This is a genomic window from [Clostridium] aminophilum DSM 10710 (assembly GCF_000711825.1).
Lineage (GTDB): Bacteria > Bacillota > Clostridia > Lachnospirales > Lachnospiraceae > Clostridium_R > Clostridium_R aminophilum.
In genome coordinates this window covers 101,773-128,300 of record NZ_KL543982.1, presented here as the reverse complement: position 1 = coordinate 128,300, position 26,528 = coordinate 101,773, and the positions used below count along the sequence as shown (strand labels likewise).

The 26,528-nt window shown below is 52.7% G+C and carries 20 protein-coding genes and 1 riboswitch; of the genes, 13 read left to right on the top strand and 7 right to left on the bottom strand.

Annotated features, from left to right (window positions below; translation table 11 throughout):
• Positions 1–124: 124 nt before the first annotated feature.
• Positions 125–733: a hypothetical protein gene (locus tag BR86_RS0114200; protein ID WP_031474989.1), complete on the top strand. Its 609-nt coding sequence runs from the start codon at positions 125–127 to the stop codon at positions 731–733.
• A 24-nt stretch (positions 734–757) separates the two neighbouring features.
• A complete protein-coding gene (locus BR86_RS0114195) occupies positions 758–2,239 on the top strand; it encodes a transcription initiation factor TFIID subunit 7 family protein (RefSeq protein WP_031474987.1) in 1,482 nt (493 codons plus the stop codon).
• Positions 2,240–2,402: 163 nt separating this feature from the next.
• Here BR86_RS0114195 and BR86_RS0114190 read toward each other — a convergent pair whose 3' ends face one another.
• A complete protein-coding gene (locus tag BR86_RS0114190; protein ID WP_031474986.1) occupies positions 2,403–3,272 on the bottom strand; it encodes a phosphoribosylaminoimidazolesuccinocarboxamide synthase in 870 nt (289 codons plus the stop codon).
• A gap of 280 nt (positions 3,273–3,552) precedes the next feature.
• The gene (locus BR86_RS0114185) at positions 3,553–5,334 is read right to left on the bottom strand and encodes an MATE family efflux transporter (protein ID WP_143099325.1); all 1,782 of its coding nucleotides are present in this window, start codon (positions 5,332–5,334) and stop codon (positions 3,553–3,555) included.
• 291 nt (positions 5,335–5,625) lie between these two features.
• Positions 5,626–5,727: riboswitch (glycine riboswitch) on the top strand.
• Positions 5,728–6,098: 371 nt separating this feature from the next.
• On the opposite strand from BR86_RS0114185, the gene BR86_RS0114180 reads away from it, so the two are divergent.
• Positions 6,099–7,508 (top strand): alanine/glycine:cation symporter family protein, encoded by a 1,410-nt coding sequence (locus BR86_RS0114180; RefSeq protein WP_051684840.1) that lies wholly within the window; start codon positions 6,099–6,101, stop codon positions 7,506–7,508.
• Between the two features lie 138 nt (positions 7,509–7,646).
• Here BR86_RS0114180 and BR86_RS0114175 read toward each other — a convergent pair whose 3' ends face one another.
• Positions 7,647–8,993 carry a sodium-dependent transporter gene (locus BR86_RS0114175; protein ID WP_031474980.1) on the bottom strand — a complete coding sequence of 449 codons (1,347 nt, stop codon included), beginning with the start codon at positions 8,991–8,993 and terminating at the stop codon, positions 7,647–7,649.
• Between the two features lie 716 nt (positions 8,994–9,709).
• Between BR86_RS0114175 and BR86_RS0114165 the strand changes: the two genes are divergently transcribed.
• From BR86_RS0114165 to BR86_RS0114125, 9 genes are all read left to right on the top strand, one after another.
• Positions 9,710–10,021, top strand: a complete 312-nt coding sequence (locus tag BR86_RS0114165; protein ID WP_031474977.1) for a hypothetical protein — start codon at positions 9,710–9,712, stop codon at positions 10,019–10,021.
• A 42-nt stretch (positions 10,022–10,063) separates the two neighbouring features.
• Entirely contained in the window at positions 10,064–12,082 is a 2,019-nt protein-coding gene (locus BR86_RS0114160; protein ID WP_031474976.1) for a V-type ATP synthase subunit I, read from the top strand.
• A gap of 55 nt (positions 12,083–12,137) precedes the next feature.
• Positions 12,138–12,614 (top strand): V-type ATP synthase subunit K, encoded by a 477-nt coding sequence (locus tag BR86_RS0114155; RefSeq protein ID WP_031474974.1) that lies wholly within the window; start codon positions 12,138–12,140, stop codon positions 12,612–12,614.
• Between the two features lie 20 nt (positions 12,615–12,634).
• Positions 12,635–13,228 carry a V-type ATP synthase subunit E gene (locus BR86_RS0114150; RefSeq protein ID WP_031474972.1) on the top strand — a complete coding sequence of 198 codons (594 nt, stop codon included), beginning with the start codon at positions 12,635–12,637 and terminating at the stop codon, positions 13,226–13,228.
• Between the two features lie 99 nt (positions 13,229–13,327).
• Positions 13,328–14,296, top strand: coding sequence for a V0D/AC39 family V-type ATPase subunit (locus BR86_RS0114145; RefSeq protein ID WP_031474970.1), 969 nt, complete (start codon positions 13,328–13,330; stop codon positions 14,294–14,296).
• Entirely contained in the window at positions 14,289–14,612 is a 324-nt protein-coding gene (locus BR86_RS0114140; RefSeq protein ID WP_031474968.1) for a V-type ATP synthase subunit F, read from the top strand. The genes BR86_RS0114145 and BR86_RS0114140 overlap by 8 nt, the downstream gene beginning before the upstream one ends.
• A gap of 73 nt (positions 14,613–14,685) precedes the next feature.
• Positions 14,686–16,455 (top strand): V-type ATP synthase subunit A, encoded by a 1,770-nt coding sequence (locus tag BR86_RS0114135; RefSeq protein ID WP_031474966.1) that lies wholly within the window; start codon positions 14,686–14,688, stop codon positions 16,453–16,455.
• 2 nt (positions 16,456–16,457) lie between these two features.
• Positions 16,458–17,831 carry a V-type ATP synthase subunit B gene (locus BR86_RS0114130; protein ID WP_031474964.1) on the top strand — a complete coding sequence of 458 codons (1,374 nt, stop codon included), beginning with the start codon at positions 16,458–16,460 and terminating at the stop codon, positions 17,829–17,831.
• 14 nt (positions 17,832–17,845) lie between these two features.
• Positions 17,846–18,538, top strand: coding sequence for a V-type ATP synthase subunit D (locus tag BR86_RS0114125; RefSeq protein ID WP_031474962.1), 693 nt, complete (start codon positions 17,846–17,848; stop codon positions 18,536–18,538).
• A 157-nt stretch (positions 18,539–18,695) separates the two neighbouring features.
• Here the strand turns inward: BR86_RS0114125 and BR86_RS15455 are convergent, their stop codons facing one another.
• Both BR86_RS15455 and fliB read right to left on the bottom strand, forming a co-directional pair.
• Complete coding sequence (locus BR86_RS15455) at positions 18,696–19,820, bottom strand: GGDEF domain-containing protein (RefSeq protein WP_051684839.1); 1,125 nt, start codon at positions 19,818–19,820, stop codon at positions 18,696–18,698.
• A 395-nt stretch (positions 19,821–20,215) separates the two neighbouring features.
• Positions 20,216–21,250: a flagellin lysine-N-methylase gene (gene fliB, locus BR86_RS15450; protein WP_031474958.1), complete on the bottom strand. Its 1,035-nt coding sequence runs from the start codon at positions 21,248–21,250 to the stop codon at positions 20,216–20,218.
• A 271-nt stretch (positions 21,251–21,521) separates the two neighbouring features.
• Here fliB and BR86_RS0114110 point away from each other — a divergent pair, with 271 nt between their 5' ends.
• Positions 21,522–22,883, top strand: a complete 1,362-nt coding sequence (locus BR86_RS0114110) for an MATE family efflux transporter (RefSeq protein ID WP_031474956.1) — start codon at positions 21,522–21,524, stop codon at positions 22,881–22,883.
• A gap of 125 nt (positions 22,884–23,008) precedes the next feature.
• On the opposite strand, the gene BR86_RS0114105 is transcribed toward BR86_RS0114110, so the two are convergent.
• Both BR86_RS0114105 and BR86_RS0114100 read right to left on the bottom strand, forming a co-directional pair.
• Positions 23,009–25,606 (bottom strand): ABC transporter permease, encoded by a 2,598-nt coding sequence (locus tag BR86_RS0114105; RefSeq protein ID WP_031474954.1) that lies wholly within the window; start codon positions 25,604–25,606, stop codon positions 23,009–23,011.
• Between the two features lie 13 nt (positions 25,607–25,619).
• On the bottom strand, positions 25,620–26,273 hold the full coding sequence (locus tag BR86_RS0114100) for an ABC transporter ATP-binding protein (RefSeq protein ID WP_031474952.1): 654 nt from the start codon (positions 26,271–26,273) through the stop codon (positions 25,620–25,622).
• Between the last annotated feature and the right edge of the window lie 255 nt (positions 26,274–26,528).

Below are 26,528 nucleotides of genomic sequence, written 5' to 3'. Positions count from 1 at the left end.
AAGAATTTCCTGCGGATTAGCCGAATCGTAAGTTTCCGTTAAAGTTTCCTTCACCATTGTGTGTTAGGATGGAAAAGGAGAAATGGCACACGGCGGTTTCCGCGCACGTCAGAGGAGGAGAATCATGGCAGGAATGTATTTTTTTGATAAAATGAGAAAGCACAGACCCGTTCTGAGAAATATGATGCTGGCATCGGCGTTCGTCGTGCTTGCGGCGGCCGGAACTGCCTGCGGAAGCAAGGCGGATACCGCATCGGCGGCAGAGACCACTGAGGCGGAGGCAAAAGAGAGCACGGAGCTTGTTCCGGCGGAAACCACGACGCAGGACGCGCAGGAGACGGTGGCGAGCTCGGTGGCGGAGCAGGTGCCGGAAGGCGGCGGAAAGCTGACGGAGATTCTGAGCGATATCCGGGAGAATTATGCCGAGGGAGCGGCGGGAATCTCGCTGAGAGCAGCGTCCCGTGCGGCATCTCTGATGGAATGGTATGTGAAGACGAAGCCGTCGGGCGACAGTATCATGCGCGAGACGGAGAAATTTACCAACGCGACCGCGGACAGGAAATCATTTGCAATCGCGGTGCAGCGTATCTATGACAGCGCGAAAGAGACGGCAGGAGAAGGCGGAAAGAGCCTTTTGGCCGATGCGGGTTATACCGGAGAGATCACATGGACGAAGGATGATGTGGATCATCTCTTCAATGCGATCTTTGAGGGGACCGGCCAGCAGAAATAACAATAGAAGTGGAATCTGAGAAACATGAGTTCAGAGAACAAGACAGATACAGGATCGGCGGACAAGCCAAGATCGGCGCTTACACTGGATTACAGGAAGCATGCGAGAGCGGCGGTCTATGACGGGCTGAATGATTATGAGGATGTTCTGGCGGAGCGCATAAGAGGAGATGCGCAGGGGACATTGGCCGAAGGAATCGCTTTTGAAAAAATGTCCTATGCCGAGGCGGAAGAACTGTCGGAACAGTCTAACGAGCCGGGGTTCGGGGAAGAAGAATATATGGATTCGGAGCGTAACGCCGGCCATTCAGCAGGGGATCGGGAATCGGAACTTCCGCCGGGGGAGATACCGGAAGCGGCAGCCGAGGAACCGGACCGGGATGAGCGGCCGGATGGAATGTCCGAGGAACAGCCGGAAAGAATGTCCGATGAGCGGCCGGATCGAATTTTCAATGAACGGTCGGGAGAAATGCCCGATGACGGAATCGCGGTATGGGAGTGCGGCCGGTGCGGATCCAGAATGCTGGGAGCAAAGGATTTTAAAGGGTTTCTATGCCCGTTCTGCAACGGACTGATGGAAGTGGAACCGAAGAAACGCGCGGAAAACTGGGCGTCCTATATTGTTCCGTTCCGGAAGACAAGAGAGGACGCAGTGGAAGCGTTTCGGAGAATGGAGCGTCAGGGACTGATCCGGACGTCCAAATCGCCGACGCGTATGGAGCGCAACATTTACGGTATGTACATTCCGTTCTATCTGTGCAGCGGCGACGTCAGCGGCAGAGTGGAGTATCACCGGAACTACAGGGGGACGCATGAGATGCCGGTGAAACTGAACCGGTTCGGCGGCGTGACTCTCAGGGGCGTTCCGCAGGATGCGCTGAATGAACTTCCGGATACAATGATCGACACCATCGGCCCGTTTGACAGCCGCTGTAAAGAGCGGTTCCGCACCGAGCACCTGTTTGAACATCCGGCTTCGGTGGCAACCGAGACGATTCGGGAGATGAGCGGACGGATCCGCTCAAAGATGGAGAGCGCGGCCAGATCGGCATTTGTGCTGGACCAGGAAGAACCGGACGGGATGACGGCGCGCAGTTCACGGCTCCACACAACCAATATGGATTTTGAGAGAGCGTATCTTCCGGTGTATTTTACAGTTGCCCCGCAGGGGAAACGGAAGGTATGGTTTGTGATGAACGGACAGACCGGAAGAGCCGCAGTGCTGGAACCGATGAGTGAAAGACGGATGGAACGGTATTGCCGCTGGGTTCTTTGGACGACCTTTGCGGTATCGATGCTTCTGATGATTATGTTTCTGATTCTCGAGTTTCTGTCGATCCGGGCCAATTATGTCTGGGCGGCGGCGCTTTTGACCGTGATGATCGGCATCAGCGCGAATCTCAGTATGCGTGAGGAAATGATCCGGAAACAGAGAGAGTGGAAGGAAGGCGTTGCGATCGATGCGCTGTGGTATGCGCATCGAGTGGATTTTCGGGATGATTTCTGAACGGGGCAGGTCAGCCGCGTAAAAAAAGTCCGCCGGATTCCGGATTCGGAGTCCAGCGGATTTTTTTATTGCGCGATCAACGAGCCAAAGCCTGTGCTTGCACAAGGCCTTGGCAACTGCCGCGATAACGAGCGAAACCCGCGAAGCGTGTTTCGTCTCGTTCTTACAGATCTTTTCCGGTCAGAAGCTTATAGGCCTCTTTGTACTTTGCGATGGTCTTGTCAATGATCTCCTGCGGAAGATCGTAGTTGCTGTCCGGATTTGCCTTCAGCCAGTCGCGGACGAACTGTTTGTCGAAGGACGGCTGGGAATGGCCTGCCTCGTAGCCTTCCAGCGGCCAGAAGCGGCTGCTGTCCGGGGTGAGCATCTCGTCGCCGAGGACGACATTTCCGTTCTCGTCCAGGCCGAACTCAAACTTGGTATCGGCGATGATGATGCCTTTGGAGAGGGCGTAATCGGCGCATTTTCTATAAAGAGCGATGGTGCAGTCGCGGATCTTTGCGGCGTATTCCTCACCGTGACCCGGGTATGCCTTCTCCAGCACGGAGATGGACTGCTCATAGCTGATGTTTTCGTCGTGATCACCGATCTCGGCCTTGGTGGACGGGGTGTAGATCGGTTCCGGAAGCTTGTCGCATTCTTTCAGACCTTCCGGAAGGCGGATTCCGCAGACCGTTCCGTCTTTTTTGTAGCTCTCCCAACCGCTTCCGGTGATGTATCCGCGAACGATGCACTCGATCGGAATCATATTCAGTTTCCGGCAGAGCATGCTGTTTCCGTCAAACTGAGGCTGCTGGAAAAATTCCGGCATATCCTTTGTATCAACACTCTTCATGTGGTTCGGAAGAATGTCCTTTGTGAGATCGAACCAGAAGCGGGACATCTGGGTCAGTACTTTGCCCTTTCCGACAACCTTGTTCTTCAGAATGACATCGAATGCAGAGATACGGTCGGTTGCAACCATAACGAGCGCGTCATCAATATCATAGATCTCTCTTACTTTGCCTTCCTTGAACGGTTTGAATTCCTTCATACATTTCTCCTTAGATAGCAGCCTTAGACTGAGCCGTTTTTCGCAGATAACAGTTTCAGTATAAGTCTTTTTTTGCTGAATGCAAGTGATGGCCGACAGTTTCTGTGACGGAATGCACATCCTTTATTTTGAATTAATTCCGGATTATTTCCTTGATTGAGATCAAATTGTGCCGCGATTGCGGGTGGCTTCAGCGCACGATAACTGCTGGATGTCCATGCAAAGTCATAGGAAGACATTTGCCAAAATCAGTATCGTCTTTGCAGATCATACCGTGTGTTTAAGCGAATTCCAGAATGGTATAGTTCATATTCAGCACATATTGATATTTCACATCTTTCGCCAAACGCTGCATGAGTACATAATTATTGGTGCTCAGCCCCTTTTCACGATCTTCTTCCATTTGGTATGCGATACATTTTCCATTGTCCATGATGGCAAAGGTCGCATCCCCGCTTTCTTTGAACCGGATGATGATCTGGGCGGCAATATTTTTTTTGTTGACATATTCCACATAAGCAACCATTTCTTCCATACACAATGCAATCCGGTACGCGATTTTTTTATGGATTCTCTGTTCATCGGCAAATTCTCGGATCGCACGGGACGCCTCCACAGCCTCGTGAGGTTTCACACTCATATAAAGGACAGTGTCCCTGCAGGTTTCCGCTTCACGCTTTTCCCGTTCGGATAAACAGCGATAACGAAGCATATAAGGAATGAGCAGCAAAACGGCGGTTATGCTATATGACAGATATACCCATGGTGCGCTGCATACTTTCATGATGAGAAGACCAACGAGGGGCTGAAAAATGTTACTTATTACGGTTATTTTTGTGGTATACTCAACATCCTTTCTGGTTACAAGAAAAAGAAGGAAAAAGTTGGCAAACGCATATGGCAGCAGATACAATGAAAAAATACGAAAAGAAGCGATACCGCCCGGAGGAATATCTTTGATTCCGTGAAGTGTAAACAGAAAACCCGGAAAAAGTTCATTTGCCAACGTGATCGCACCGATTATTCCGGCAATGAATTGCGCAGTCTGACGCATTAAAATCTTCAATCCATCCCGGTCACCGGCACCGCTAAGAAGTCCTGCGATCGGCCGCAGTGCGTCAAGGATTCCCATAGTCAGGCCATTTAAAACGGAAAAACTGAATGTGCAGATGGCATCGATCGTCCCAGCATTTTTTCCGAAAACCAAAATCAAAATCTGCATAAACAGGTAATCCTGAAATGCATTCAAAAGTGAAGATACTGCATTGGGTACGCCCAGTTTCAGGATTCGGATATATTCTGCAAAACCATAGCTGCATCGCCGACAGCAAATCATATCGGTATATCGCAGCAGACAAATCAGAGTTGCACCGGCCCTGATGAAGTTGGCACAGGCTGTTCCCAGACTTGCGCCTGCTATTCCCGTGTGCAGTAAGCCGACAAACAAAAGATTAAGAAGAAGATTGACGAATCCCTCCAGGACAGTAAGTCTGGTCAGTATTTTGGGGTTGCCGGAAATCTGCAGCATATTGGAACCGATTGTTGAAATCATGCTTAACGGAGTCGAAAGCATGGCTCCGAATGCATACTGCCATGACAGAGCATAAATTGAGTCCGGAAGCCGGTATGCTTTCAGAAGAATCCAGAAAAGCGGTATCTGGAAAATGGCCGCAAAAACAGAACAGCAGATGATCAGCCAGAAGGATGCGGTCTTGACCTGGTGAATCTGTGTGACTTCATTACTGCCGATCGATGTTGACAGACTTATTCCGATTCCATAGGAAACCATTACCGAAAAGGCCCCGACGATTAAGATCAGGGGGGCAAAAACCGTGACAGCCGCAAGAGCATCATTTCCTAAAAAATTGCCGACCACCAGCCCGTTTACCGTCACCATAAGTAACGCAGATATATTGGATAAAACCATGGATGGCAGATATTCAATGAACTTAAAAAGGGAAAGATCTCCCAATCGCTTAAATTTAGTGAGTTGATTTTCGTTTGTATGATACATATCCTGTTTTAATAAAACTGCCTGACAAAAATTGTGTTGTTCGATCACTGTAATTCATCGACAGGAAACCAAGATTTGTTAACTCTCAAGAATGCTCTCTGTTTATTATACCAGATTCCGCAGGCGAAAGTTTGAAAGTAAACTTTCAAACCTTCCCTGACGTCAGATACGGTGAGTGCCGACAGAGACATGAAATTATATTTGACATGAACCGGATGTTATGGTATGTTGATGTCAATTTAATACAAGCGACGTAGAAGTTTTTAGAAAAGTGAGGCTCCGGCCTCCGCCGAAGGAGTAAAACTCTCAGGTGTCTCTCAGGAGACGAGGACTAAAAACGGAGTGGGCTCTGGAGAATCTCCGAAAAGGAGTGCCGAAGGTGCAAGGAAACATGCTGATATGCATGCCGAATCTCTCAGGCAAAAGGACAGAGTATTAGGAAAAGTTCTGCTGGATCTATTCAGCAGGGCTGTTTTTCAGAGCCGGATTTTCGTGTTTTTGTGCGGAAATGCCGGTTTTTTTGTGCAGAGCACTTAGCGACACATATTTCACTTGGCAGCTGTGCTGCCTTAGTGAAATAGCGTGCTGAGGCAGGTATTTCCGAGCTTAGTGCGAGCCACGCAGCGACCCTTAACGACACATATTTCACTTGGCGGCTATGCCGCCTTAGTGAAATAGCGTGCTGAGGCAGGCGAAGCCGAGTTTAGTGGAGCTACGTTTCCGCGTTTACAGCACTTAGTAAAACAGTCCCGAACGATTCCCGCTTAATTCTGCGTCCCACCTGCAATCACATTTCTCAGAGGGGGACAAACATGGACAAACTGAATGACATCGTAGTACTGGTCAATGATTTCGTCTGGAACAACATTCTGTTGTATGTTCTGGTCGGAACCGGCATCTTCTTCACGATCCGCACCGGCTTTGTGCAGATCCGGAGATTCCCGCAGGCGTGGCATCGCGTATTCGGCGGCTTCAGCCTGAACGGAGAGAAAGCCGGAAAGGACGGCATGAGCTCGTTCCAGGCGCTTTCCACCGCGATTGCGGCGCAGGTCGGCACCGGCAATATCGCCGGCTGTGCGACAGCTCTGGTATCCGGCGGACCGGGCGCAATCTTCTGGATGTGGATCGCCGCATTCTTCGGCATGGCGACCATCTACGGTGAGGCGATTCTGGCACAGAAGACCCGTGTCAGAGACGATGATGGCAACATCACCGGCGGCCCGGTATATTATATCCGGGAGGCATTTCCGGGCGGCTTCGGAAAGTTCCTCGGCGGATTCTTCTCTGTAGCCATCATCTGTGCGCTTGGTTTCATGGGCAACATGGTTCAGTCCAATTCCATCAGTGACGCATTCTATACCGCGTTCGGCGCGCCGAAGTTCGCAGTCGGCATTGCGATCGCAGTCATCGCAGCCTTCATTTTCCTGGGCGGTATCGGACGAATCGCTTCCTTCACCGAGAAGGTTGTTCCGATGATGGCAGCACTGTATCTGATCGGAAGCGTAATCGTTCTTGCCATCAACTTCCGCAACCTTCCGGGAGCGGTTGCATCCATTTTCATCGGCGCGTTCAGCCCGAAGGCAGTCGGCGGTGCTGTTGCCGGAATGACTATCCGTATGGCAATGCGTTTCGGCGTGGCGAGAGGCCTTTTCTCCAACGAAGCCGGTATGGGTTCCACCCCTCATGCTCACGCGATGGCAAAGGTTAAGCACCCGCAGGAGCAGGGTGAGACCGCGATGGTCGGCGTATTCCTGGATACCTTTATCGTTCTTACGGTTACGGCACTGGTCATTCTTTCTTCCGGAGTTCTGGACGGAATGATCTCGAACGGTGTCAGCGGTACCCCGGTTGCACAGTCGGCGTTTGGCACGGCCTTTGGCGGATTCGGTTCGGTTTTCGTGGCGCTCTGCCTTCTGTTCTTTGCATTTTCCACCATCATCGGCTGGTATTTCTTTGCGGCAGCCAATGTGACACAGCTTTTCGGAAGCCGTGCGGTGAAGCCGTTCTCCGTGATCGTGGTTGCCTGCATTTTCCTCGGATCCCTGTTGAAGGTCGATCTGGTATGGAACCTGTCGGATCTCTTTAACGGTCTGATGGTTCTGCCGAACCTTGTAGCGCTGATCGCACTGAATGCGGTGGTTGCAAGAGCGGCAAGAGGAAAGCGGATCGAGAGAAATCTCAAGGAAGACGTACCGGTTGTTCAGAGACCGGTGGCGGAATAACCGCAAAATAAAGCGCATCGAAAGGATATCACAAAGACGATATAACACAAAAACGGCATCCGCCGCGGGAAGAATCATCCCCGCGGCGGATGCCGTTTTTTTCGCAGACGTTCTGCGGATATTGTTTCTGTCCGGCGTTCAGGCAAACTTCTGAACAATGCCAAACACGAAGATCACAAGCACGATGACCGGAAGAATATAAGCGACAAACGGATACATTGCCGCCGGAAAGCGAAGTCCTTTTCCGGTATTGGCCTCTGCAAGGAAGTTCTTCCAGCCCCAGCCGATGTTGCGGGTGCAGAAGAAGAGGTAGAGGAGCGCTCCGAGCGGCATGATGCAGTTGCTGACCAGAAAATCTTCCAGATCGAGCACCGCGCTTCCCGGGCCGAAGGGCTGGAACCAGGCGAGTACGCTTCCGCCGATGGCAGCCGGAATACTCAGAACGATGAGAGCGACAAAATTGATCGCTACGGCCTTTTTTCGGGTCAGGCCAAAGAGGTCGATGCCGAAGGCCATGATGTTTTCAAATACGCCGATGATGGTGGAGAGGGCCGCAAAGCTCATGAACACGAAGAACAGCGCTCCCCAGATCTGTCCGCCCGGCATATCTTTGAAGATATTCGGGAGGGTGATGAAGATGAGGCCCGGTCCCGCGCCGGCGTCGACACCGTAGGAGAAGCACGCCGGGAAAATGATGAAGCCTGCGGTCAGAGCCACAAAGGTATCCAGAATGACGACATTGACCGACTCACCCGTCAGGGAGTGTTCTTTGCCGATGTAGCTTCCGAAGATGGCCATACCGCCCATGCCGACGGAGAGCGTAAAGAATGCCTGCCCCATGGCCGCATAGATGGCATTGACGATGCCGGCCTCCCTCATTCGGTTGAAGTCCGGGATGAGGTAGAATTTAATGCCTTCTCCGCCGCCGGACAGTGTGACGGAGCGGATCGCAAGGATCAGCATGACTTTTGTGATCTTTTCAACGCCGTTCTGAAGACCGAGGGCGCATACCGCGCAGCCGATGGAGACGATGACGATCATCCAGAACACACACTGGACCGGATCAACGGTCAGGTCGGCAAAGATCTGCGCGATCTCCTCACTGCTTTTTCCGGTGAACTCGCCCCGCAGCATTTTATAAAGGTAGGCGATGACCCAGCCGGAGATCGTGGAATAGAACATGATCAGGAGGTAATTTCCGGCCATTGCGAAATAGCTGAAAATGTGCCATTTCGTTCCCGCAGGTTCCAGAACGTGGAACGATTTTGCAACACTCTTTCCGGAGCCGCGTCCGACCGCGAATTCCATTACCATGATCGGACCGCTCAAAAGCAGCATGAAGAGGATGTAGATCAGAACGAAGGCGGCGCCGCCGTACTGTCCGGTGATGTAAGGGAACCGCCAGACATTGCCGAGTCCGATGGCACATCCTGCCGACAGGAAGATGAAGCCCAGTCGGGATGCAAGTTTCTCTCTTTCTTTCATAGATTTGTTTTCTCCCAAGATATTATTTGTCCGGTCGGGACTTTTCCATTGGCGAACGGAATTGGTTCTGCCGCAGGAACGGCTCTGCACGGTATGCGGCCAGTTCGTCATGCGGCGGAAGAAATGAACTGCAAAAATCAATTCAGCACTTTTTATGAACATAACTTTAAAGGATAAAAGTCATAACCGTACTTTCTATAATATACAACCCAGAGTGATGCTTCGTCAATTTGATTTTGGGAAAGATCGGGCTTTTTTCGGGAAAGAAAATCCGGATCTGCCGGGGATCCGGGGACGGGAGAGCGCAGGGCGGATGGCAGAAACGGATCCGATGAGAAAAAGAATGAATATTCTGCATGAAACTGCCGATATAATTGTATATTGAGTTTTCTGTCAGCAGTCATTATAAAATGAATTATTGGATATGGTTACGAAATACAACTGTACATATCTGCAAATTCCGAGTATAAGGGACGAAAGACAAGAAAAAAAGGGGGTATCCGATATAATCATGTTTAATTGTCAGATGCAAAACGATAAAAGATGCGTACTATCAAAATATAATGTTTAAATCTGATAAATAAACGAGAATTTCATGTACAAAAATACGAAATTGTATTATATTGGATACAAAGCAGCAAGAGGAGACGGTATCCCGCACTCTTCGGGTATGACATGGTAGTGACAAGAAAACAACAAGGAGGCGATGCGGATTTATGGTGGAAGATACCATGAAGGCAGTCAGAGAAGCCGAGACGGAAGCGGAACGCATTCTGAAAGAGGCAGCGGACAAATGTCACAGTCTCATGCAGGAGGCGGACGAGAAGGCGGCGCACATCAAAGAAGATGCGAAGCAGAAAGCCGCCGGGACTGCTGCGGAGATCGCGCAGGCAGCTGCTTCGGAGGCAGAGCGGATGCGAAATGACGCGGAAAAAGAAGCCGCGCAGGAAGCAGAAGATCTGGTCAGGGCAGCGGAAGCAAAAAAGAGTGAGGCTGTCGAGGCGGTCCTCCGTATTCTGACGGAGTAAGTTCGAAGCAGTTGGAGTTTAAGAACAAAGGAGGATACGTGTATGGCGGTTTTGCAGATACGTAAAATCGTGATCTGCGCGCTGAATCAGGATCGGAAGGCGATCCTCAGGAAACTGCAGTCCAGCGGTCTGATGCAGCTGGCGGATGTTCCGGAGGATGACGGGTTTGAGGTGATCTCCGCCGCGGACGAGAAATCGAAAAGCGAGCGTGAGACAGCGGCCTGCGAGCAGGCTCTGGCAGTCCTCGACCAGTACGCGCCGGTAAAAAAGTCGATGTTTGCAAGCCTGGAAGGAAAGCGGAAGGTATCGCCGGCTGAGTGGGAGAACGCCGAAAAAGATCGGGAAACGGTTCTGAACGCCGCGTCGGAGATCACCGGTCTCGCAAAAGAGATTGCCGCGGCGAATGCGGAAGCCGCAAAACTCCGGAATCAGGCGGAAACACTGAAACCGTGGAAGAACCTCGGCGTTCCGATGAATCTGTCGGGCACGGAGCGGACCGCATATTTTGCGGGAACCATGCCGCCCGGAACGGATGTCGGAGCGATTTTCCGGATTATTTCGGAGAAGTGCGACGGGCTTGATGCCGTCGATCCGAGCATCATCACGGAAGATCAGGATCAGACCTGTGTGACAATCATCTGCATGAAGTCGGATGCCGGCCGTGTGGAAGATGCGCTGCGGAGCGCGGGATTTTCGAAATTCTGGCAGAACACGGATGAGACGCCGGCCGGAAAGATCGAGCATCTCCTGAAACAGGCGGAAGATCTGGATCAGAAAGCAAAAGATCTTGAAATGAAGATAGCCGAAAAGGCGCAGATACGCGGAAATCTGGAGGTCGTCAGCGATCTCGGCCGCGTACGGGCAGTGAATTACGACGCTCTCGGAAAGATCCCGCGGTCAAAATCCGCATTCGTGATTACCGGCTATGCGGCGGAAGACAATGTTCCGCTTCTGGCGATGCTGGTGAAGCCGTTTGATTGTTCCTTTGAAGCGGACGAGGTTCCGCCGGACGATGAAAACGCTCCGACGATCCTCAGCAACAATGCGTTCTCCGCGACAACGGAGGGCGTGGTCGCATCCTACGGACTTCCGTCCCGAAAAGAAATGGATCCGACGACGATCATGTCGTTCTTCTATGTGTTCTTCTTCGGAATGATGCTCTCGGATGCGGCATACGGAGCGATTATCGCGATCGCATGCTTTTTCCTGATCGGGAAGTACAAAGACATGGATCCGGGAATGAAGAAAACCATGACCATGTTCGGATACTGCGGTATCTCAACCCTCGTCTGGGGCGTCCTCTTCGGAGGATATTTCGGCGATGTGGTTGATGTGGTGGCGAGAGTATTCTTCGGAAAGACGGTTTCGATTCCGGCGCTCTGGTTCGTACCGCTGAACGATCCGATGAGACTTCTTCTCTACAGCATGCTGTTCGGCCTGATTCATCTTTTTGTGGGTCTCGGAATCAAGGGATACAACGAGCTGAAGATGGGCGATACGGTCGGATTCTTCTGTGATGTGGTGCTCTGGTACATTTTCCTGGGCGGCCTCATCCTGATGCTTCTTCCGAGCAGCCTCTTCGCATCCATTGCAGGCGGACAGATCACTCTCCCGGCAGGTCTGGGAGCGGCGGCGCAGCCGATGGCGATCATCGGTCTTGTGGGTCTGATCCTGTTTTCACAGAGAGATCAGAAGAATCCGGTTCTCCGGCTCCTTCTGGGACTCTATGAAGTATATGGCGTGACAAGCTGGCTGTCGGATGTTCTGTCCTATTCCAGACTTCTCGCACTGGGACTGGCAACCGGCGTTATCGCATCGGTTATCAACCAGATGGGATCGATGGCAGGAAGCGGAGTCGTTGGGGCGGTGATCTTTGCGATCGTCTTTGTCGCGGGACATCTGCTGAATATGGCAATCAATATTCTCGGCGCATACGTTCACACCAACCGTCTTCAGTATGTCGAGTTCTTCGGCAAGTTCTATGACGGAAGCGGCAAGCCGTTTGATCCGTTCCATGCGGAGACCAAATATGTGACGGTGCCGGTGGATGACACCAAATAACATTATAAATAACGTTAAAGCTACTCAGAACACAGAGTTCAGGAGGAAAAATCATATGGAAAACTTAGGAGTATTTTTTGCATTACTTGGCGCAGCAATCGCAGTATTTCTGGCAGGTGCGGGTTCCGCTCTCGGTGTAGCGGTCGCAGGTCAGGCGGCAGCAGGAGTTGTAACCGAAGATCCGGGTAAGTTCGCGAAGGTTCTGATTCTTCAGCTTCTTCCGGGTACTCAGGGTATCTACGGCCTTCTGGTCGGATTCATCACGCTCTCCAAGATCGGCCTTCTCGGCGGAACACCGGCAGCGATGGATTTACAGACCGGACTTCTGATCCTTGCAGCTTGCCTGCCGATCGGAATTGTAGGCCTGATCTCCGGAAGATCCCAGGGACAGACCGCAGCGGCAAGTATCGGCATCGTAGCAAAGAAGCCGGATCAGTTCGGTAAGGCAATGCTGTTCCCGGCCATGGTTGAGACCTATGCCATCCTGGCACTCCTGATTTCCATCCTTTCGGTATCTGCGATCAACGTTTGATAGAGGAAGGAGAGCATCATATGGCAGGAATAGAGAAGATTAAGGAACGTATCCTGCTGGAGGCGAAGGAAGAAGCGGAGCAGAAGATCGCTGCAGCGGAAAAGGGCGCAGCGGAGACCGTGGCACTGGCAGAGGAAGAGGCAAAGAAGGAGATTGCGGACGCAAAAGCCCACGCGGAGACAAAAGCGGAGGGGGAGCGCCAGAGAGCAATCTCCGGAGCAGACATGAAGCGCAGAACCGCGCGTCTGACTGCCCGTCAGAATGCCATCACGGAAGTTCTTGAAGCGGCAAAGGCGGAGCTGGCCAATATGGCTCCGGACCGCTATTATCCGTTCCTTCTGAAACTTCTGGCAAAAAATGCTTCCGGAAGGGAAGGCAGATTCCTTCTCTCCGCGAAGGATTACGATAACATGCCGGCAGACTTCCCGGCGCAGGTTTCCGAACTGGCACAGAAGGCCGGCGGAAAGCTCACGGTGGAGCGCTCGGACAAGGCGGTCGGAGGCGGCTTCGTCCTCGACTATGACGGCATGGAGGAGAACTGCACGCTGCGGACTATTTTTGAGACCCGCCGCGATGAGCTCTCGGACTGCGTGCGCAGGATTCTTTTCCAATAAAAGTATTATTGATATCTGACAACCGTTTCCGCCGTGCGGAAAATGCCGGATGCCGGCATGTCCGCAGGGAAACAAATCATCATAATCAGGAGGAAAAGAATGAGCGAAAAATATACCTACGCGGTTGCACGCATCCGCGCGTTGGAGGTCTCGCTCTTCACGGGTTCGGTGATCGATCAGCTGATCGCAATGCCGGATATGGCAGCGAGCCTGCAGTTCCTGAGGGAACGCGGCTGGGGCCATCCTTCCGAGTCGGAGGGGGCCGATGAGCTCCTCGCTGCGGAAGAGAGCAAGATCTGGGAAGTTGTCTCCGAACTTCGCGTCGGACTGGACAATTTCGATGTGCTGTCTCTTCCGAAGACCTTTCACAATCTGAAAGCGGCCGTCCGGAGCAGCTGCACCGGCGTTTCGGTTCCGGGAATCTATTATGAGGATGCAGCCATCCCGGGAAAAGCGATGGAAGAGATCGCACAGGGAAAAAACTGGGACAGACTTCCGGATTCCATGCGCGAAGCGGCGCAGGAGGCGGCGGACACGCTGCTCCATACGGGAGATGCCCAGCTCTCGGATATGATTATCGATCGGGCGTGTCTGGAGGCCATCCTTTCGGCGGGAAAGAACGCGAAAGAGAGTATTGTCCGCGATTACGCGGAGGAGACCGTGGCGGTGGCGGATATCCGCACTGCCGTGCGCGGCGCGAAGACCGGAAAATCACTGGAATTTCTGAATCGGGCCCTCGCGGCCTGCGGATCGCTGGATGCGGGACATCTGGCGAGAGCGGCAGCAGGCGGATTTGACAGCGTGAAAGAATACATTGGCCAGACCTCGTACAGCGAAGGTGCGGAAGCGCTTTCCGATTCGATGTCCGCCTTTGAGCGCTGGTGCGACAACCGGGTTATCGAGACCATGAAACCGCAGAAATACAACCCGTTCACGATCGGACCGGTGTTTGCATGGGTCATCGCCAGACAGAATGAGATCAAGACGGTAAGAATCATTCTTTCCGGAAAAGAGAACGGACTGAAGGAAGAAGCAATCCGGGAAAGGGTAAGGGAAATGTATGTATAAGATCGGAGTTTTAGGGGACTATGACAGTGTTTATGGGTTCGCCTCGCTCGGTCTTGATATCTTCCCTGTCAAAACCGCGGAAGAGGCAGTGGAAAAGCTTCATGAGCTGGCTTCCGGAACCTATGGAATAATCTACATCACCGAAAAGGCCAAGACGCTTTTGGGGTCAGAAGCCGATAAATATGCGGAGAGCGCGATTCCGGCGATCATACCGATCCCGGGCGTTTCGGGCAACACCGGAGCAGGCGTGGAAAACGTAAAGAAGTCGGTAGAACAGGCAGTCGGTTCCGATATCCTGTTCGGCGGACAGAACTGACCGGAAGAGATCCGGTGAGGAGGATTTCCGCACCGGAAAAGCAGAGCTTAGCCAAGAAAGGGAGAGATTCGATATGAGTACAGGTCTGATCAAAAAAATTGCCGGTCCGCTGGTTATCGCCACGGGCATGCGCGATGCCGACATGTTCGATGTCGTTCGAGTAAGCGACCAGAAACTGATCGGCGAGATCATTGAGATGCATGGAGACCAGGCGTCCATTCAGGTATATGAGGAGACGGCAGGGCTGAAACCGGGTGAGCCGGTAGAGTCCACCGGCGCACCGATGTCGGTAGAACTTGGACCGGGACTGATCGGCAGCATTTACGACGGAATTCAGCGTCCGCTGGATGATATCCTGAAAGCAGCCGGCTCCAACAGCCTTCAGAGAGGTGTTGCGGTTCCGTCCTTAAAGAGAGAAGCCGCATGGGATTTCAAGCCGCAGGTTGCGGTCGGTGATGAAGTCACCGAGGGCGACGTATTCGGAACCGTTCAGGAGACCCGCGCGGTACTTCACAAGATTCTTGTACCGGTGGGAGTCACCGGAACGGTTAAAGAAATCAAAGAAGGCAGCTTCCACGTGGATGACGTGGTGGCGGTTGTGACACTGAAAGACGGCTCCGAGCGCGAGCTGACCATGATGCAGAGATGGCCGGTTCGAAAAGAGAGACCGTATGCGAAGAAGATTCCGCCGCAGACCCCGCTGGTAACCGGTCAGCGTGTTGTCGACGTATTCTTCCCCATCGCGAAGGGCGGCGTAGCAGCCGTACCGGGCCCGTTCGGATCCGGCAAGACCGTTATCCAGCATCAGCTGGCAAAATGGGCCGATGCGGATATCATCGTCTACATCGGATGCGGCGAGCGTGGAAATGAGATGACCGACGTTCTGAATGAGTTCCCGGAATTGAAGGATCCGAAGACCGGAAACTCCCTGATGGAGAGAACCGTTCTGATCGCGAACACCTCGGATATGCCGGTAGCGGCGCGAGAGGCATCCATTTACACCGGTATCACGATCGCGGAGTATTTCCGCGACATGGGTTATTCTGTCGCGCTGATGGCGGATTCCACCTCACGATGGGCCGAGGCGCTCCGAGAGATGTCCGGCCGACTGGAAGAGATGCCGGGTGAGGAAGGTTATCCGGCCTACCTTGGATCGAGACTTGCCCAGTTCTACGAGAGAGCGGGACAGGTTGTCGCTCTTGGACGCGATGCAAGAGAAGGCGCGCTTTCCGTTATCGGTGCGGTTTCGCCTCCGGGCGGTGATATCTCCGAGCCGGTATCCCAGGCGACGCTGCGAATCGTCAAGGTATTCTGGGCGCTGGACGCAAACCTTGCGTACCAGAGACATTTCCCGGCGATCAACTGGCTGACATCCTATTCCCTGTATCTCGACAACATGGGAAAGTGGTTTGACAAAAATGTATCCGATGACTGGATGAGCAACCGCCAGCAGATGATGAGCATCCTTCAGGATGAGTCGAAGCTGAACGAGATTGTGCAGATGGTCGGCATGGACGCGCTCTCACCGAGAGACCGTCTGAAGATGGAGGCGGCAAGATCGATCCGTGAGGACTTCCTGCACCAGAACTCTTTCGACGATGTCGACACTTACACATCGCTTCGGAAACAGTATCTTCTTGAGAAGCTGGTTATCGCATATTACACCGAGTCCGAGGCGGCACTCGGTAAGAACGCGCCGCTGCAGAAGCTGATCGATCTCGAGGTGAGAGAGGCGATCGGACGTTTCAAATACGTTCCGGAGGACCAGATCGAAGATACCTACAAGAAGGTTCAGCAGCAGCTTATCGATGAAATCGCAGCAGCAGTGAAGGAGGGTGACTGATCATGCCGAAGGAGTATAGGACGATACAGGAAGTTGCCGGCCCGCTGATGCTGGTACACGGCGTCGAGGGCGTCGCATATGAGGAACTGGGTGAGATCGAGCTTGCCAACGGAGAGACCAGAGGCTGCCGTGTTCTCGAGATCGACGGCGGAAATGCTCTGGTTCAGCTCTTTGAGAGTGCGACCGGTATCAACCTTTCCAACAGTAAAGTAAGATTCCTTGGACGCGCCATGGAACTTGGCGTATCCGAAGATATGCTCGGCCGTGTCTTCGACGGTCTGGGCAGACCGATCGACGGCGGTCCGGAGATTCTTCCGGAGGAGCGCCGCGATATCAACGGACTTCCGATGAACCCGGTAGCCCGCGCCTATCCGCAGGAGTTCATTCAGACCGGTGTCAGCGCCATCGACGGCCTGAACACACTGGTAAGAGGTCAGAAGCTTCCGATCTTCTCGGCTTCCGGTCTTCCGCACTCGAATCTGGCGGCGCAGATCGCGCGTCAGGCGAAGGTTCGCGGCGACAATGAGAAGTTTGCGGTAGTCTTTGCCGCGATGGGAATCACCTTTGAGGAGGCGAACTATTTCGAGCAGTCCTTCCGTGAGGCCGGCTCCATTGACCGTACCGTTATGTTTGTCAATCTGGCAAATGACCCGGCGATCGAGCGTATTTCCACCCCGCGAATGGCACTGACCGCAGCGGAGTATCTGGCGTTTGAGAAGGATATGCAGGTTCTGGTTATCCTGACCGATATCACAAACTATGCCGATGCGCTCCGTGAGGTTTCCGCAGCCCGTAAAGAGGTTCCGGGACGCCGCGGATATCCGGGATACATGTACACCGACCTTGCGACGCTGTATGAGCGTGCCGGCCGTCAGAGAGGAAAGAACGGTTCCATTACCATGATCCCGATTCTGACCATGCCGGAGGACGATAAGACCCATCCGATCCCGGATCTGACCGGATACATCACCGAGGGACAGATCATGCTGAGCCGTGATCTCTACCGCAAGGGAATCCAGCCGCCGATTGACGTTCTGCCGTCGCTTTCCCGACTGAAGGATAAAGGTATCGGTGAGGGAAAGACCCGTGCCGATCACGCCAATGTCATGAACCAGCTGTTCGCGGCATACGCGCGAGGAAAAGATGCGAAAGAGCTTATGACCATCCTCGGCGAGGCGGCGCTGACCGAGATTGACCTGAAGTATGCAAAGTTTGCGGATAATTTTGAGAAGGAATATGTTTCCCAGGGATATACCACGGACCGTTCCATCGAAGAGACGCTGACCATCGGCTGGAAGCTGATGAGTGAGCTGCCGAGAACCGAGCTGAAGAGAATTAACGATAAGTTCCTGGATGAGTATTACGGAAAAGTCTGAGGAGGTGAAGGATTATGGCATCTTCACAGATCATACCGACCAGAATGGAGCTCGCGAAGACCAAAAAGAAGCTGGTGATGGCCCTCCGGGGCCACAAGCTCCTCAAGGATAAGCGGGATGAGCTGATGCGCCAGTTCTTCGATCTGGTACGTGAAAATATGGAACTTCGTCTGAAAGTGGAAGAAGGAATCCGCGACGCCAACCGGAATTTTGTTGTTGCCAAGGCCGGAATGGACCAGCAGACCCTGTCTACCGCGCTGATGACGCCGAAGCAGGCCGTCGATCTGGACATCGGATACAAGAACGTCATGAGCGTGAATATCCCGGTCTATACGACAAAGACGAAGACGGCGGACGCCAATGACATTTACTCCTACGGTTTCGCATTTACATCCGGCGATCTCGACGGGGCGGTCAAATCCCTCGCCGATATTCTTCCGGATATGCTGAGACTGGCGGAGATCGAGAAATCCTGTCAGCTGATGGCTTCCGAGATCGAGAAGACACGCCGGCGTGTAAATGCGCTGGAGCATGTGACGATTCCGGAGTGCCAGAGGATCATCAAGTACATCACGATGAAACTGGATGAGAATGAGCGATCCACGCAGATCCGTCTCATGAAGGTGAAAGCGATGATGCTGGAGGACGCACACCACTACAAGGAAAAGAACGAAGCAAAATATGCGGAACTTGCAACGGAAGGCTGAGGAGACAGACTCGGACCCGGCAAGACCTTGTAAACATTACATCCTGTAAATATCATCTGTTTCAGAAGTGAAAAATACGCTCTGCTGTGAAGGAAAGTTCACAACAGAGCGTATTGTATTTACGCGGCTGACTCGCCAAAGCCACGCCACGGCTTCATCAGATCGTGGACAGGGCACAGTCTTCATCCATCGTCAGATCATAGACCGTAACGCAGTTGCGGCCTTTTTTCTTGGACTGGTAGAGCGCGATGTCCGCTTTTTTGAAGGCGTCGTCAAAATCGGATTTCGTATTGTCGCTCAGACCGATGGAAATGGTGATGTGCTTCACCTTTTCAAAGGATGCGCCCTCGATGGCGGTGCGCATCCGCTCCGCGATCTGATAGGCTTTTGCGACGGTGGTGTTGTAAAGGATGACCAGGAATTCCTCGCCGCCGGTCCGGATGATGATGTCCTCATTGCGCAGGCAGGACTGAACGATATTGGCCGTCCGCTGCAGTGTCTTGTCGCCGATGTCGTGGCCGTAGCAGTCATTGACCGACTTGAATTTATCAATGTCCATCATCAGAAGAACCGTTTCGTTTCGGCGGTTGACGCGGCGGTCCGCTGAAAGCGCATTCCATTTGTTGCGGTTGAAGGTTCCGGTCAGCGGATCGTGGAACATATCATACTCGATCTTTCGCTTGGAAAGATACAGGTCCGCATAGGCCTCTTCGAGATTATAGAGCATGACAGAGATTCCGGAAGACATCGTGATACAGACCGCGAGGATGAAACTGGCACAGATGCCCGGAAATGCGAACAACGCCATGAGCTCGATGATGGAGAAGGAAATGGAGAGCTTTGAAATTTCCCTGACCGGCGCGCTGATGCCGATTCCGAATACGATCAGGTGTGCGAGGGTGAGATCCACGACCAGGGCACCCGTGAAATCGAGCGCATAATGCGAAATCAGGATGCAGAGCAGTGTCAGCCAGGCACAGAAATACATCGATTTGATCTTCCAGCGGTAATGAATATTTTTTCGGCGAATCAGAGCGAAATAAAGGATGAGCCATGAGATGAGCGGCAGGGCATCCATGAAAAGAAGAAGTGCCACATTGGATATTTTCTCTGTTGCGATGTTGACAAAGAAAAAACCGAAAGCGACGAGCATGGAGAGCGTCATGGACACGAAGGATGAATGACAGAAACGTCGAAATTTTGCCCGATAGAAATCATTGCGATCCGATTCACGGATGAATGTCGGTTCCATAAAATCGAGCCCGTGCGGTGTATTCGCCATCTGTCCTGCCTCCTTTTCCCAATGTATAAAAACAGCGTCCGAACTGTTGTGTTATAGCGGTTCGAACGCATTTCCTCAGAGTCGTTGTGTTTGTGCCTGAAATGGAAAACCAATCTCAAAACATTATAATCATAAAATAAATTTTATAACAAAAAATATGATAGTCAACCGCACGATAAAATAATGAAAAGAATTATTTTTTGAATTTATCAAAGAAACGGGATTCAAAATATATTTGTTATATAATTTGCTGTATTTACATTATGCTCATTATACCTTTTGATGATACCAATGTACAGATGTAAAACTAACATTTCGTGATGATTAATGAAATTAATGGAAAATTTTTGGTAAGTAAATACCAAAAATTACTAATAATTTGAGGATAATTCCTGTTATTTAATAAACTTCCGCAGCAGTTCCACATTGCCGTCCGAGTGTTCCACCTGTTTGGAATAGAGATGGGCGATGTCGATCATATCATTTTGCGTGAAACTGTTGCAGTGGTTTTTCTCTTCCTGTCCGGAAAGGCGTCCGTCGTAGGAAGACCGCGGAAGAAGTCCTGCTGCCCGGGCAATGCACATCAGACGGATGAAACGGAGACTGCGGCGAATGAAACGCATTTCATTCTCCCAGTTTCCGCTTGAGAAGACATTCAGGCAGTAGCGGAAGAGAAAATACGAGATGAGCTTTCCGGTCCACCGGTCAAATTCCGGGTCGGCATGGTCCAGAAACGCCGGTTCCTGTCTTTGGATGGCTGTGAGATTTGCGCGGATCGGGATCATGATATCGTTCCAACGTTCGTCGATGAGTTCGAGCTGATCCATGGCTGTGAGGAGTTCTTCGTCCGATTCGGGGGAAAGTTCCGGAAAGCGGGAAAGAAGAGCTTCAAAGCGCTCGTCAGCTGTTCCGGAAGCTGCCTCCTGCATGAAGGAGAGCATTTCGTTCCGGCGCTCGAGAATGTCGTCCCGTCTGGCAGTTTCTTCCGCGCTTATCGGATCACCGTCCATGATATCTTCCTGTGTGAGATAGCGGACCGGTTCCGGATCGGAGAAAAAGAGGCGGCCGACTTCCATGCAGGAAAGACTCATGTCAATCTGCTCGTAGTCTCCCACCGGGAGATAGTAGCGAGGATATTCGGTGCAGACGCGGCAGAGACTTTCCTCGCCAAGTTCAGAGAAGATGTCGCAGAGATCCTGCCGGTTCAGGAACGGGCACCGACCTTCCGGCGTCAGAGGGAAAAAGATGTCCCCGTCTTCATCTTCGGTCATGTGACTGCGGAGACGCCGGCCGAATTCGCCTTCCGTTTCCATATAATAGTCATAGGTATCGGGATCGATGTCGACTTCCCAGCCGGCGCAGCAGGTGTCCGGACAGGCGCCGCCGATACACCGGAAGGTTTCATAGACAGAGGGGTATTCGTATTTCATGGATTGGTTTTCCTTTCATCACCTTTTTTTACACGTTCCCATATTATAACACGGAAGCCGGAAAAAACAGGCAGAACCTCTTTATTGACAGAGGGATGGATTCATCTATAATAGAATGGTTACGGTTATGAACATCTACAGAATTCAACGAAATAATTCATGAGAGATCATGAGATGCGGTTTCGGATATGGATTTTCCGGCACAGACGCACTGCCGGTGCGCATAAATATGAACTGGGATGTGAACAAAAGAAAAACAGGAGGAAGAACAATGGCAGAAAACAAAATGGGAACCACGCCGGTCAACCGTCTGCTGATCGGCATGTCCCTTCCAATGATGATTTCAATGCTGGTTCAGGCGTTATATAACATTGTCGACAGCATTTTTGTCGCGAGAATCAGTGAGAATGCGCTGACGGCGGTTTCGCTGGCGTTCCCGATTCAGGCGCTGATCATTGCGGTGAGCGCGGGTACCTGCGTCGGCATGAATGCGCTTCTTTCCCGCTCGCTCGGGGAAAAGAATCAGGCGGCGGCCAACATCACGGCGGAAAACGGCATTTTCCTTGCCGGATGCGGAGCGATCGTATTCGCGCTGATCGGCCTTTTCGGCGCGAAGGCATATTTTCACAGCCAGACCCCGACGCTGGAAGTTGCGCAGATGGGTACAACCTATCTCCGGATCTGTCTGGTCCTGTCCGTCGGCATATTTGCGGAAATGTGTTTTGAACGAATCATGCAGGCTACGGGACGGACGCTGCTGTCCATGGTCACTCAGCTTTCCGGTGCGATCACGAATATTATTCTGGATCCGATTATGATCTTCGGTCTGTTCGGTTTCCCGAAACTCGGCATTGCGGGCGCGGCGTATGCGACGGTCTGCGGCCAGTTTGTCGCGGGCATCATGGCGATCATCATCAACCACAGGAAGAATCCGGATGTGCAGATTTCCTGGAAGGACTTCCACCCGGATCTGCGCACGATCCGCACCATCTATGCGGTCGGCGTTCCGAGCATTATCATGCAGGCGATCGTGTCCGTTATGACTTTTTTTATGAACCGGATTCTGATCACCTTTTCCGAGACGGCGGTTTCTGTCCTCGGCGTATACTTCAAACTTCAGTCCTTTATCTTCATGCCGGTTTTCGGTCTGAACAACGGTTTTATCCCGATCGTCGCGTATAACTACGGCGCGGGCAACAAGAAGAGAATCATGCAGACATACCGCGCTGGCGTTGTGATTGCTGTCATCATCATGTTCGCGGGACTTCTCATCTTCCAGCTGAAGACCGCAGATCTCCTTCTGCTCTTCAATGCGTCGGATCAGATGCTGGAGATCGGTGTTCCGGCACTCCGGACCATCAGCCTTTCCTTCACTTTTGCGGGATATGCGATTGTTACCGGCTCCATGTTCCAGGCGCTGGGCAATGGCGTCTACAGCCTGATCGTCTCGGTAGCCCGTCAGCTGTTCTGTCTGGTTCCGGCCGCGTGGATTCTGGCGCGGATGTTTGGACTGGACGCGGTTTGGTATTCCTTTGCGATCGCGGAGATCGTGTCTGTCATCATGACCACGATTCTGATGATTCGCATCTACCGGAAGAAGATTCTCAATCTGAAATTGCGCGGAACAAAATAAAATACAGAACATAAGAAGAGCCGCGCAGCGGGAACCGGATCCTTTGGAGGATCGGAACCAGCTGCGCGGCTTTCTGCATGGGCACGACAATTAGCGGAACATTTGCTAAGACCGGATCGTTTTCCTTAACCGAGGTCCCGCTTTCTCAGCAGGATCACGGTCAGGAGGATATTCTCCAGTAGAAGGAGTCCTGCGGCCAGGGCATTTTTCTTCATGACTGCACGGGCAAGACCTGCCGGCGAAATCCAGGTAACCGTCCGAATCCCGTCGGAGAGAACCGAGAGATCGAGAAAGCATCCGCCGATCAGAAGGATCATAATCGACAGAAAGCAGGCCAGGCCGTCAACGCGGCCTTCCGTGGAAACCACGGATGAGATCCAGAGTCCGAACTGCGCCATGAGAACGGAGAACAGGACGGAGGAAAACGCCGCATAAGGATTCAGATTTTTGCCGAGGGCAAGTCCCGTAAACTGGATGATCAGAAGAAGACCTGCGATCGGCAGAGTATCGGAAACAACTGCCCGGATCGGGCCATGCGGCATGGTTCGGAGCCTCCGGTCCGCCGCCCGCATGCTTTTGCTTCCCCGGACAGAGGTGTAGGTGAGCGAAAGGATCGTCACCACTAAGATGGAGAAGGTCCAGGTATCCGGAAGGAAGGTCTCCACGATGCCGGTGGAGGAGAGAGAGGCCTTCTTTTCTGAACCGCGGGAGGATGTGTCGGAGTAATCCGTGTGTGAAGGGTTCGGATCAGAACCGCTTGCATTACCGGAGAACTCTTCCTGTACCGGATCGGAAACGGCGGGCTCCCGGGCGGAAGAACCGGCCTCTTTTAGCTCGGAAAGCGTCCGGATCTGGTATGAATCCGGCATGGATGCGCGTTCCGCGCGGATCATTTCTTTCATGTCAGAAAATTCCTCATCCGACAGTGTCCGGCCGATCTCTTTTTCCACCATGGCCCGTGATTTGTACAGACTTTTTTCCGAGATGACCGCGCCGGAGATGATTTCCCGTGTGCTCTGTTCGGAATAGGTGTCCCGCGCCGCTTCATAGTGAACGGTCAGCGGTTTTCCGGCTGCAATGAGATTTCCGAATCCCTGTGGGATCGTCAGTGTGCCTTCCGGTTCTGCTTCAAGGGAGAAAATGCCGCCGGCGTCGGTGATGGTCACGCCCTCCTGCGCTCCGAGGGTTTGGATCAGTTCTTCCGAGTATTCCGTCTGGTCCAGGTCCCGAACCGAGATCCGGACGGAGTTCTGTCTTCTCGAGACGGCTGTCTCCACCGAAAAGAGCAGAATGCCGGAGAAGAGAAGGATCAGAATCATCCGGAACGGACTTCCGAAGAAGACCAGAGCTTTCCATCCGGAAAGAGAGAGTACCGGGAAGAGACCTTCGGTTGCGGCGGATCCTGTGTCGGAAGAGTGTCCGGCTCCTGCAGAATCGACCACGGTGGTATCCGGGGCGCCGGGAGACGTCATATCGGATGCAGAAACCGCATATGAAGAGATGGGGCGGAGCTTCCGGGTCAGCTTGATGATCAGGATGAGCAGGACCAGAATTCCGCAGAGGATCATCGGCGGGGTGCAGGTGTTTTTTATGAGGCGTTCCGGCGTGTACAGCATCCGGTTCGACGCGATCTCCAGAATCTCGGAAAAATAGTAGGAGACCGATAGACCCGAAACTGCGCGGAGAAATCCGGGCAGGGCGGCACGCGGCCAGAAGGTTCCTCCGCTGATGAGCATCAGCAAAAGGAAGAGATTTCCGATCTGCTGGATCCAACGGCTGTCACGGGCAATCTCGGCAATCAGCAGGATTTCGAGAAAGCCGAGCAGGATGAAAAGTGCCGTCCACGGAAGAATCATCCAGAATGCCTTCCGGGGGAGGAGACAGAAGAGTCCGAAAAGGATCGGCAGCAGAAGGAGGAAAACCGTGATCAGTTTGGACAGGTAGAAGACGATGCTGCTGTGTCCGAGAGCCTCGAGCCGGGGTATCACGCCGAGACGGCGTTCTTCCGGGATGGTTTTCAGCGCGGTCACCGCATAACCGAGAACCATGATCAGGAAAATGCCGGCGAGAATATCTCTCAGTACGGAGGTGATCATGATACGAGAAGCGGAGTATTCAGTGTCGAAGAGCGTCTGGCGGCCGAGGGCATCAGAGAGGAGCTCGGCGGATGCCTTGCGGTTGATCTCTTCGCGGATCGCCGGATCTTCGAGATCGCGTTCCGCCGCTTCCGGACCGTGCTGAAGGGTGTACATATAGCGGTATGCTCCGCGGAAAGAACTCTCATCACTCTCCATGATACTCATGATGGAACCGAAAATCGAGCGGAAGAGGGCGGACGGAAGTTCCATGCGGTCATTGATGGCGACGTCTACCGGGCACTCCTCCACTGCATACATTTTGTAAAAAAGGTACTGAGGGATCGTGACCACAGCGGCAGCTCCCTGCTCCAGAACTTCCCGGTCGGTTTCACCGTTCTCTAAAACGCGGACTTCGGAGAACATCGGGATGTCTTTCATCTGCAGGATGAGATTGCGGGACATCAGAGTATTGTCCTCGTCGCGGATCGCGATCGGGAACGGCTGAACCGCCGCCGAGGAAGAAAAACTCCGGAAGCCGAAGTACATGGCTGCGTAGAGAAGAAGGGGCAGGAGAAGGGAGAGAATCCCAGCCCGCTTGAAAAACAGTTTCAGATCTTTGAATAAACATGCTTTAAATCCTGACATATCGGAACCTTTCTCAGTGCTGGGGTGTTTCTTCGGAAGAAATAGCGCCGTTTTCCAGTGTCAGGATCCGGTCGCAGACCCGTTCCAGATCGCCTTTCCGGTGGCTGATCAGAATGATGCTGAGACCGAGCGTCTTCAAATGAAGAATCGTCTGCAGGATAGAATCGGCGGAATCTTCATCTGCGCCGACGCTCGGCTCATCGAGAAGAAGAATCTTCGGGAGAAGCATCAGCGCTGTGGCAAGATGAAGCCGGCGTTTTGTTCCGCCGGAGCAGGCAGAGACCGCCACATCGGCCCATTCGTCCAGATTCAGTTCGTGAAGGAGCCAGGATGCGCGGGTGACGATCTGTTTTCCGGGCAGGCCTGCAGCCCGGCCCCAGAAACGAAGATTGTCGCGGCAGGTCAGGGTCTCGTAAAGAGAGAGCTCCTGGGGGACATAGCCGATCCGGTTCCGGACCTCGGGAGCAAAACGGACGGTTCCCTGGTCCGGACGGATCATTCCGGCGATCATGTTCATGACGGTACTTTTTCCGGCGCCGTTGATTCCCCGGATTCCGAGAACTTCTCCCGCGCGGAGCTCGAGGTCAATGGGACCGACCGTCCGGTTTCCGGACCGGGAGTGAAAGGTTTTGGTTACGCCGGAGAGCGTGCAGTAAGTGTGATTCATATCGTTCTTTCTTTTGGTGACTGATTTTAAAGTTAGGATAGTTGATTCATAAAACGAGTCGAAACACGTTTCGCGAGTTTCGAGCGTTTCGCGGCAGTCGCCAAGGCCTCACTGGAACGTGGGTTTTGGCTTTTTGCTCGCGTAAATGCAGAGCGGCCTGTGCTGCCTGTTGGTACAGGCCGCACAGGCCGCTGACGTTATGCCGCCGGATCTTTCTGTGAGATCCAGTGACCGGAAAACGTTGACAAACCGGAA

Bases quoted from the DNA above. Each gene is read 5' to 3' on its own strand.
- BR86_RS0114190 (WP_031474986.1), bottom strand. From the start codon at position 3,272: ATGAAGGAATTCAAACCGTTCAAGGAAGGCAAAGTAAGAGAGATCTAT.
- BR86_RS0114110 (WP_031474956.1), top strand. From the start codon at position 21,522: ATGGCAGAAAACAAAATGGGAACCACGCCGGTCAACCGTCTGCTGATC.
- BR86_RS0114155 (WP_031474974.1), top strand. From the start codon at position 12,138: ATGGAAAACTTAGGAGTATTTTTTGCATTACTTGGCGCAGCAATCGCA.
- fliB (WP_031474958.1), bottom strand. From the start codon at position 21,250: ATGAAATACGAATACCCCTCTGTCTATGAAACCTTCCGGTGTATCGGC.
- BR86_RS0114145 (WP_031474970.1), top strand. From the start codon at position 13,328: ATGAGCGAAAAATATACCTACGCGGTTGCACGCATCCGCGCGTTGGAG.
- BR86_RS0114165 (WP_031474977.1), top strand. From the start codon at position 9,710: ATGGTGGAAGATACCATGAAGGCAGTCAGAGAAGCCGAGACGGAAGCG.
- BR86_RS0114175 (WP_031474980.1), bottom strand. From the start codon at position 8,993: ATGAAAGAAAGAGAGAAACTTGCATCCCGACTGGGCTTCATCTTCCTG.
- BR86_RS0114140 (WP_031474968.1), top strand. From the start codon at position 14,289: ATGTATAAGATCGGAGTTTTAGGGGACTATGACAGTGTTTATGGGTTC.
- BR86_RS0114160 (WP_031474976.1), top strand. From the start codon at position 10,064: ATGGCGGTTTTGCAGATACGTAAAATCGTGATCTGCGCGCTGAATCAG.
- BR86_RS0114150 (WP_031474972.1), top strand. From the start codon at position 12,635: ATGGCAGGAATAGAGAAGATTAAGGAACGTATCCTGCTGGAGGCGAAG.
- BR86_RS0114100 (WP_031474952.1), bottom strand. From the start codon at position 26,273: ATGAATCACACTTACTGCACGCTCTCCGGCGTAACCAAAACCTTTCAC.
- BR86_RS0114105 (WP_031474954.1), bottom strand. From the start codon at position 25,606: ATGTCAGGATTTAAAGCATGTTTATTCAAAGATCTGAAACTGTTTTTC.
- BR86_RS15455 (WP_051684839.1), bottom strand. From the start codon at position 19,820: ATGGCGAATACACCGCACGGGCTCGATTTTATGGAACCGACATTCATC.
- BR86_RS0114180 (WP_051684840.1), top strand. From the start codon at position 6,099: ATGGACAAACTGAATGACATCGTAGTACTGGTCAATGATTTCGTCTGG.
- BR86_RS0114200 (WP_031474989.1), top strand. From the start codon at position 125: ATGGCAGGAATGTATTTTTTTGATAAAATGAGAAAGCACAGACCCGTT.
- BR86_RS0114125 (WP_031474962.1), top strand. From the start codon at position 17,846: ATGGCATCTTCACAGATCATACCGACCAGAATGGAGCTCGCGAAGACC.
- BR86_RS0114130 (WP_031474964.1), top strand. From the start codon at position 16,458: ATGCCGAAGGAGTATAGGACGATACAGGAAGTTGCCGGCCCGCTGATG.
- BR86_RS0114135 (WP_031474966.1), top strand. From the start codon at position 14,686: ATGAGTACAGGTCTGATCAAAAAAATTGCCGGTCCGCTGGTTATCGCC.
- BR86_RS0114195 (WP_031474987.1), top strand. From the start codon at position 758: ATGAGTTCAGAGAACAAGACAGATACAGGATCGGCGGACAAGCCAAGA.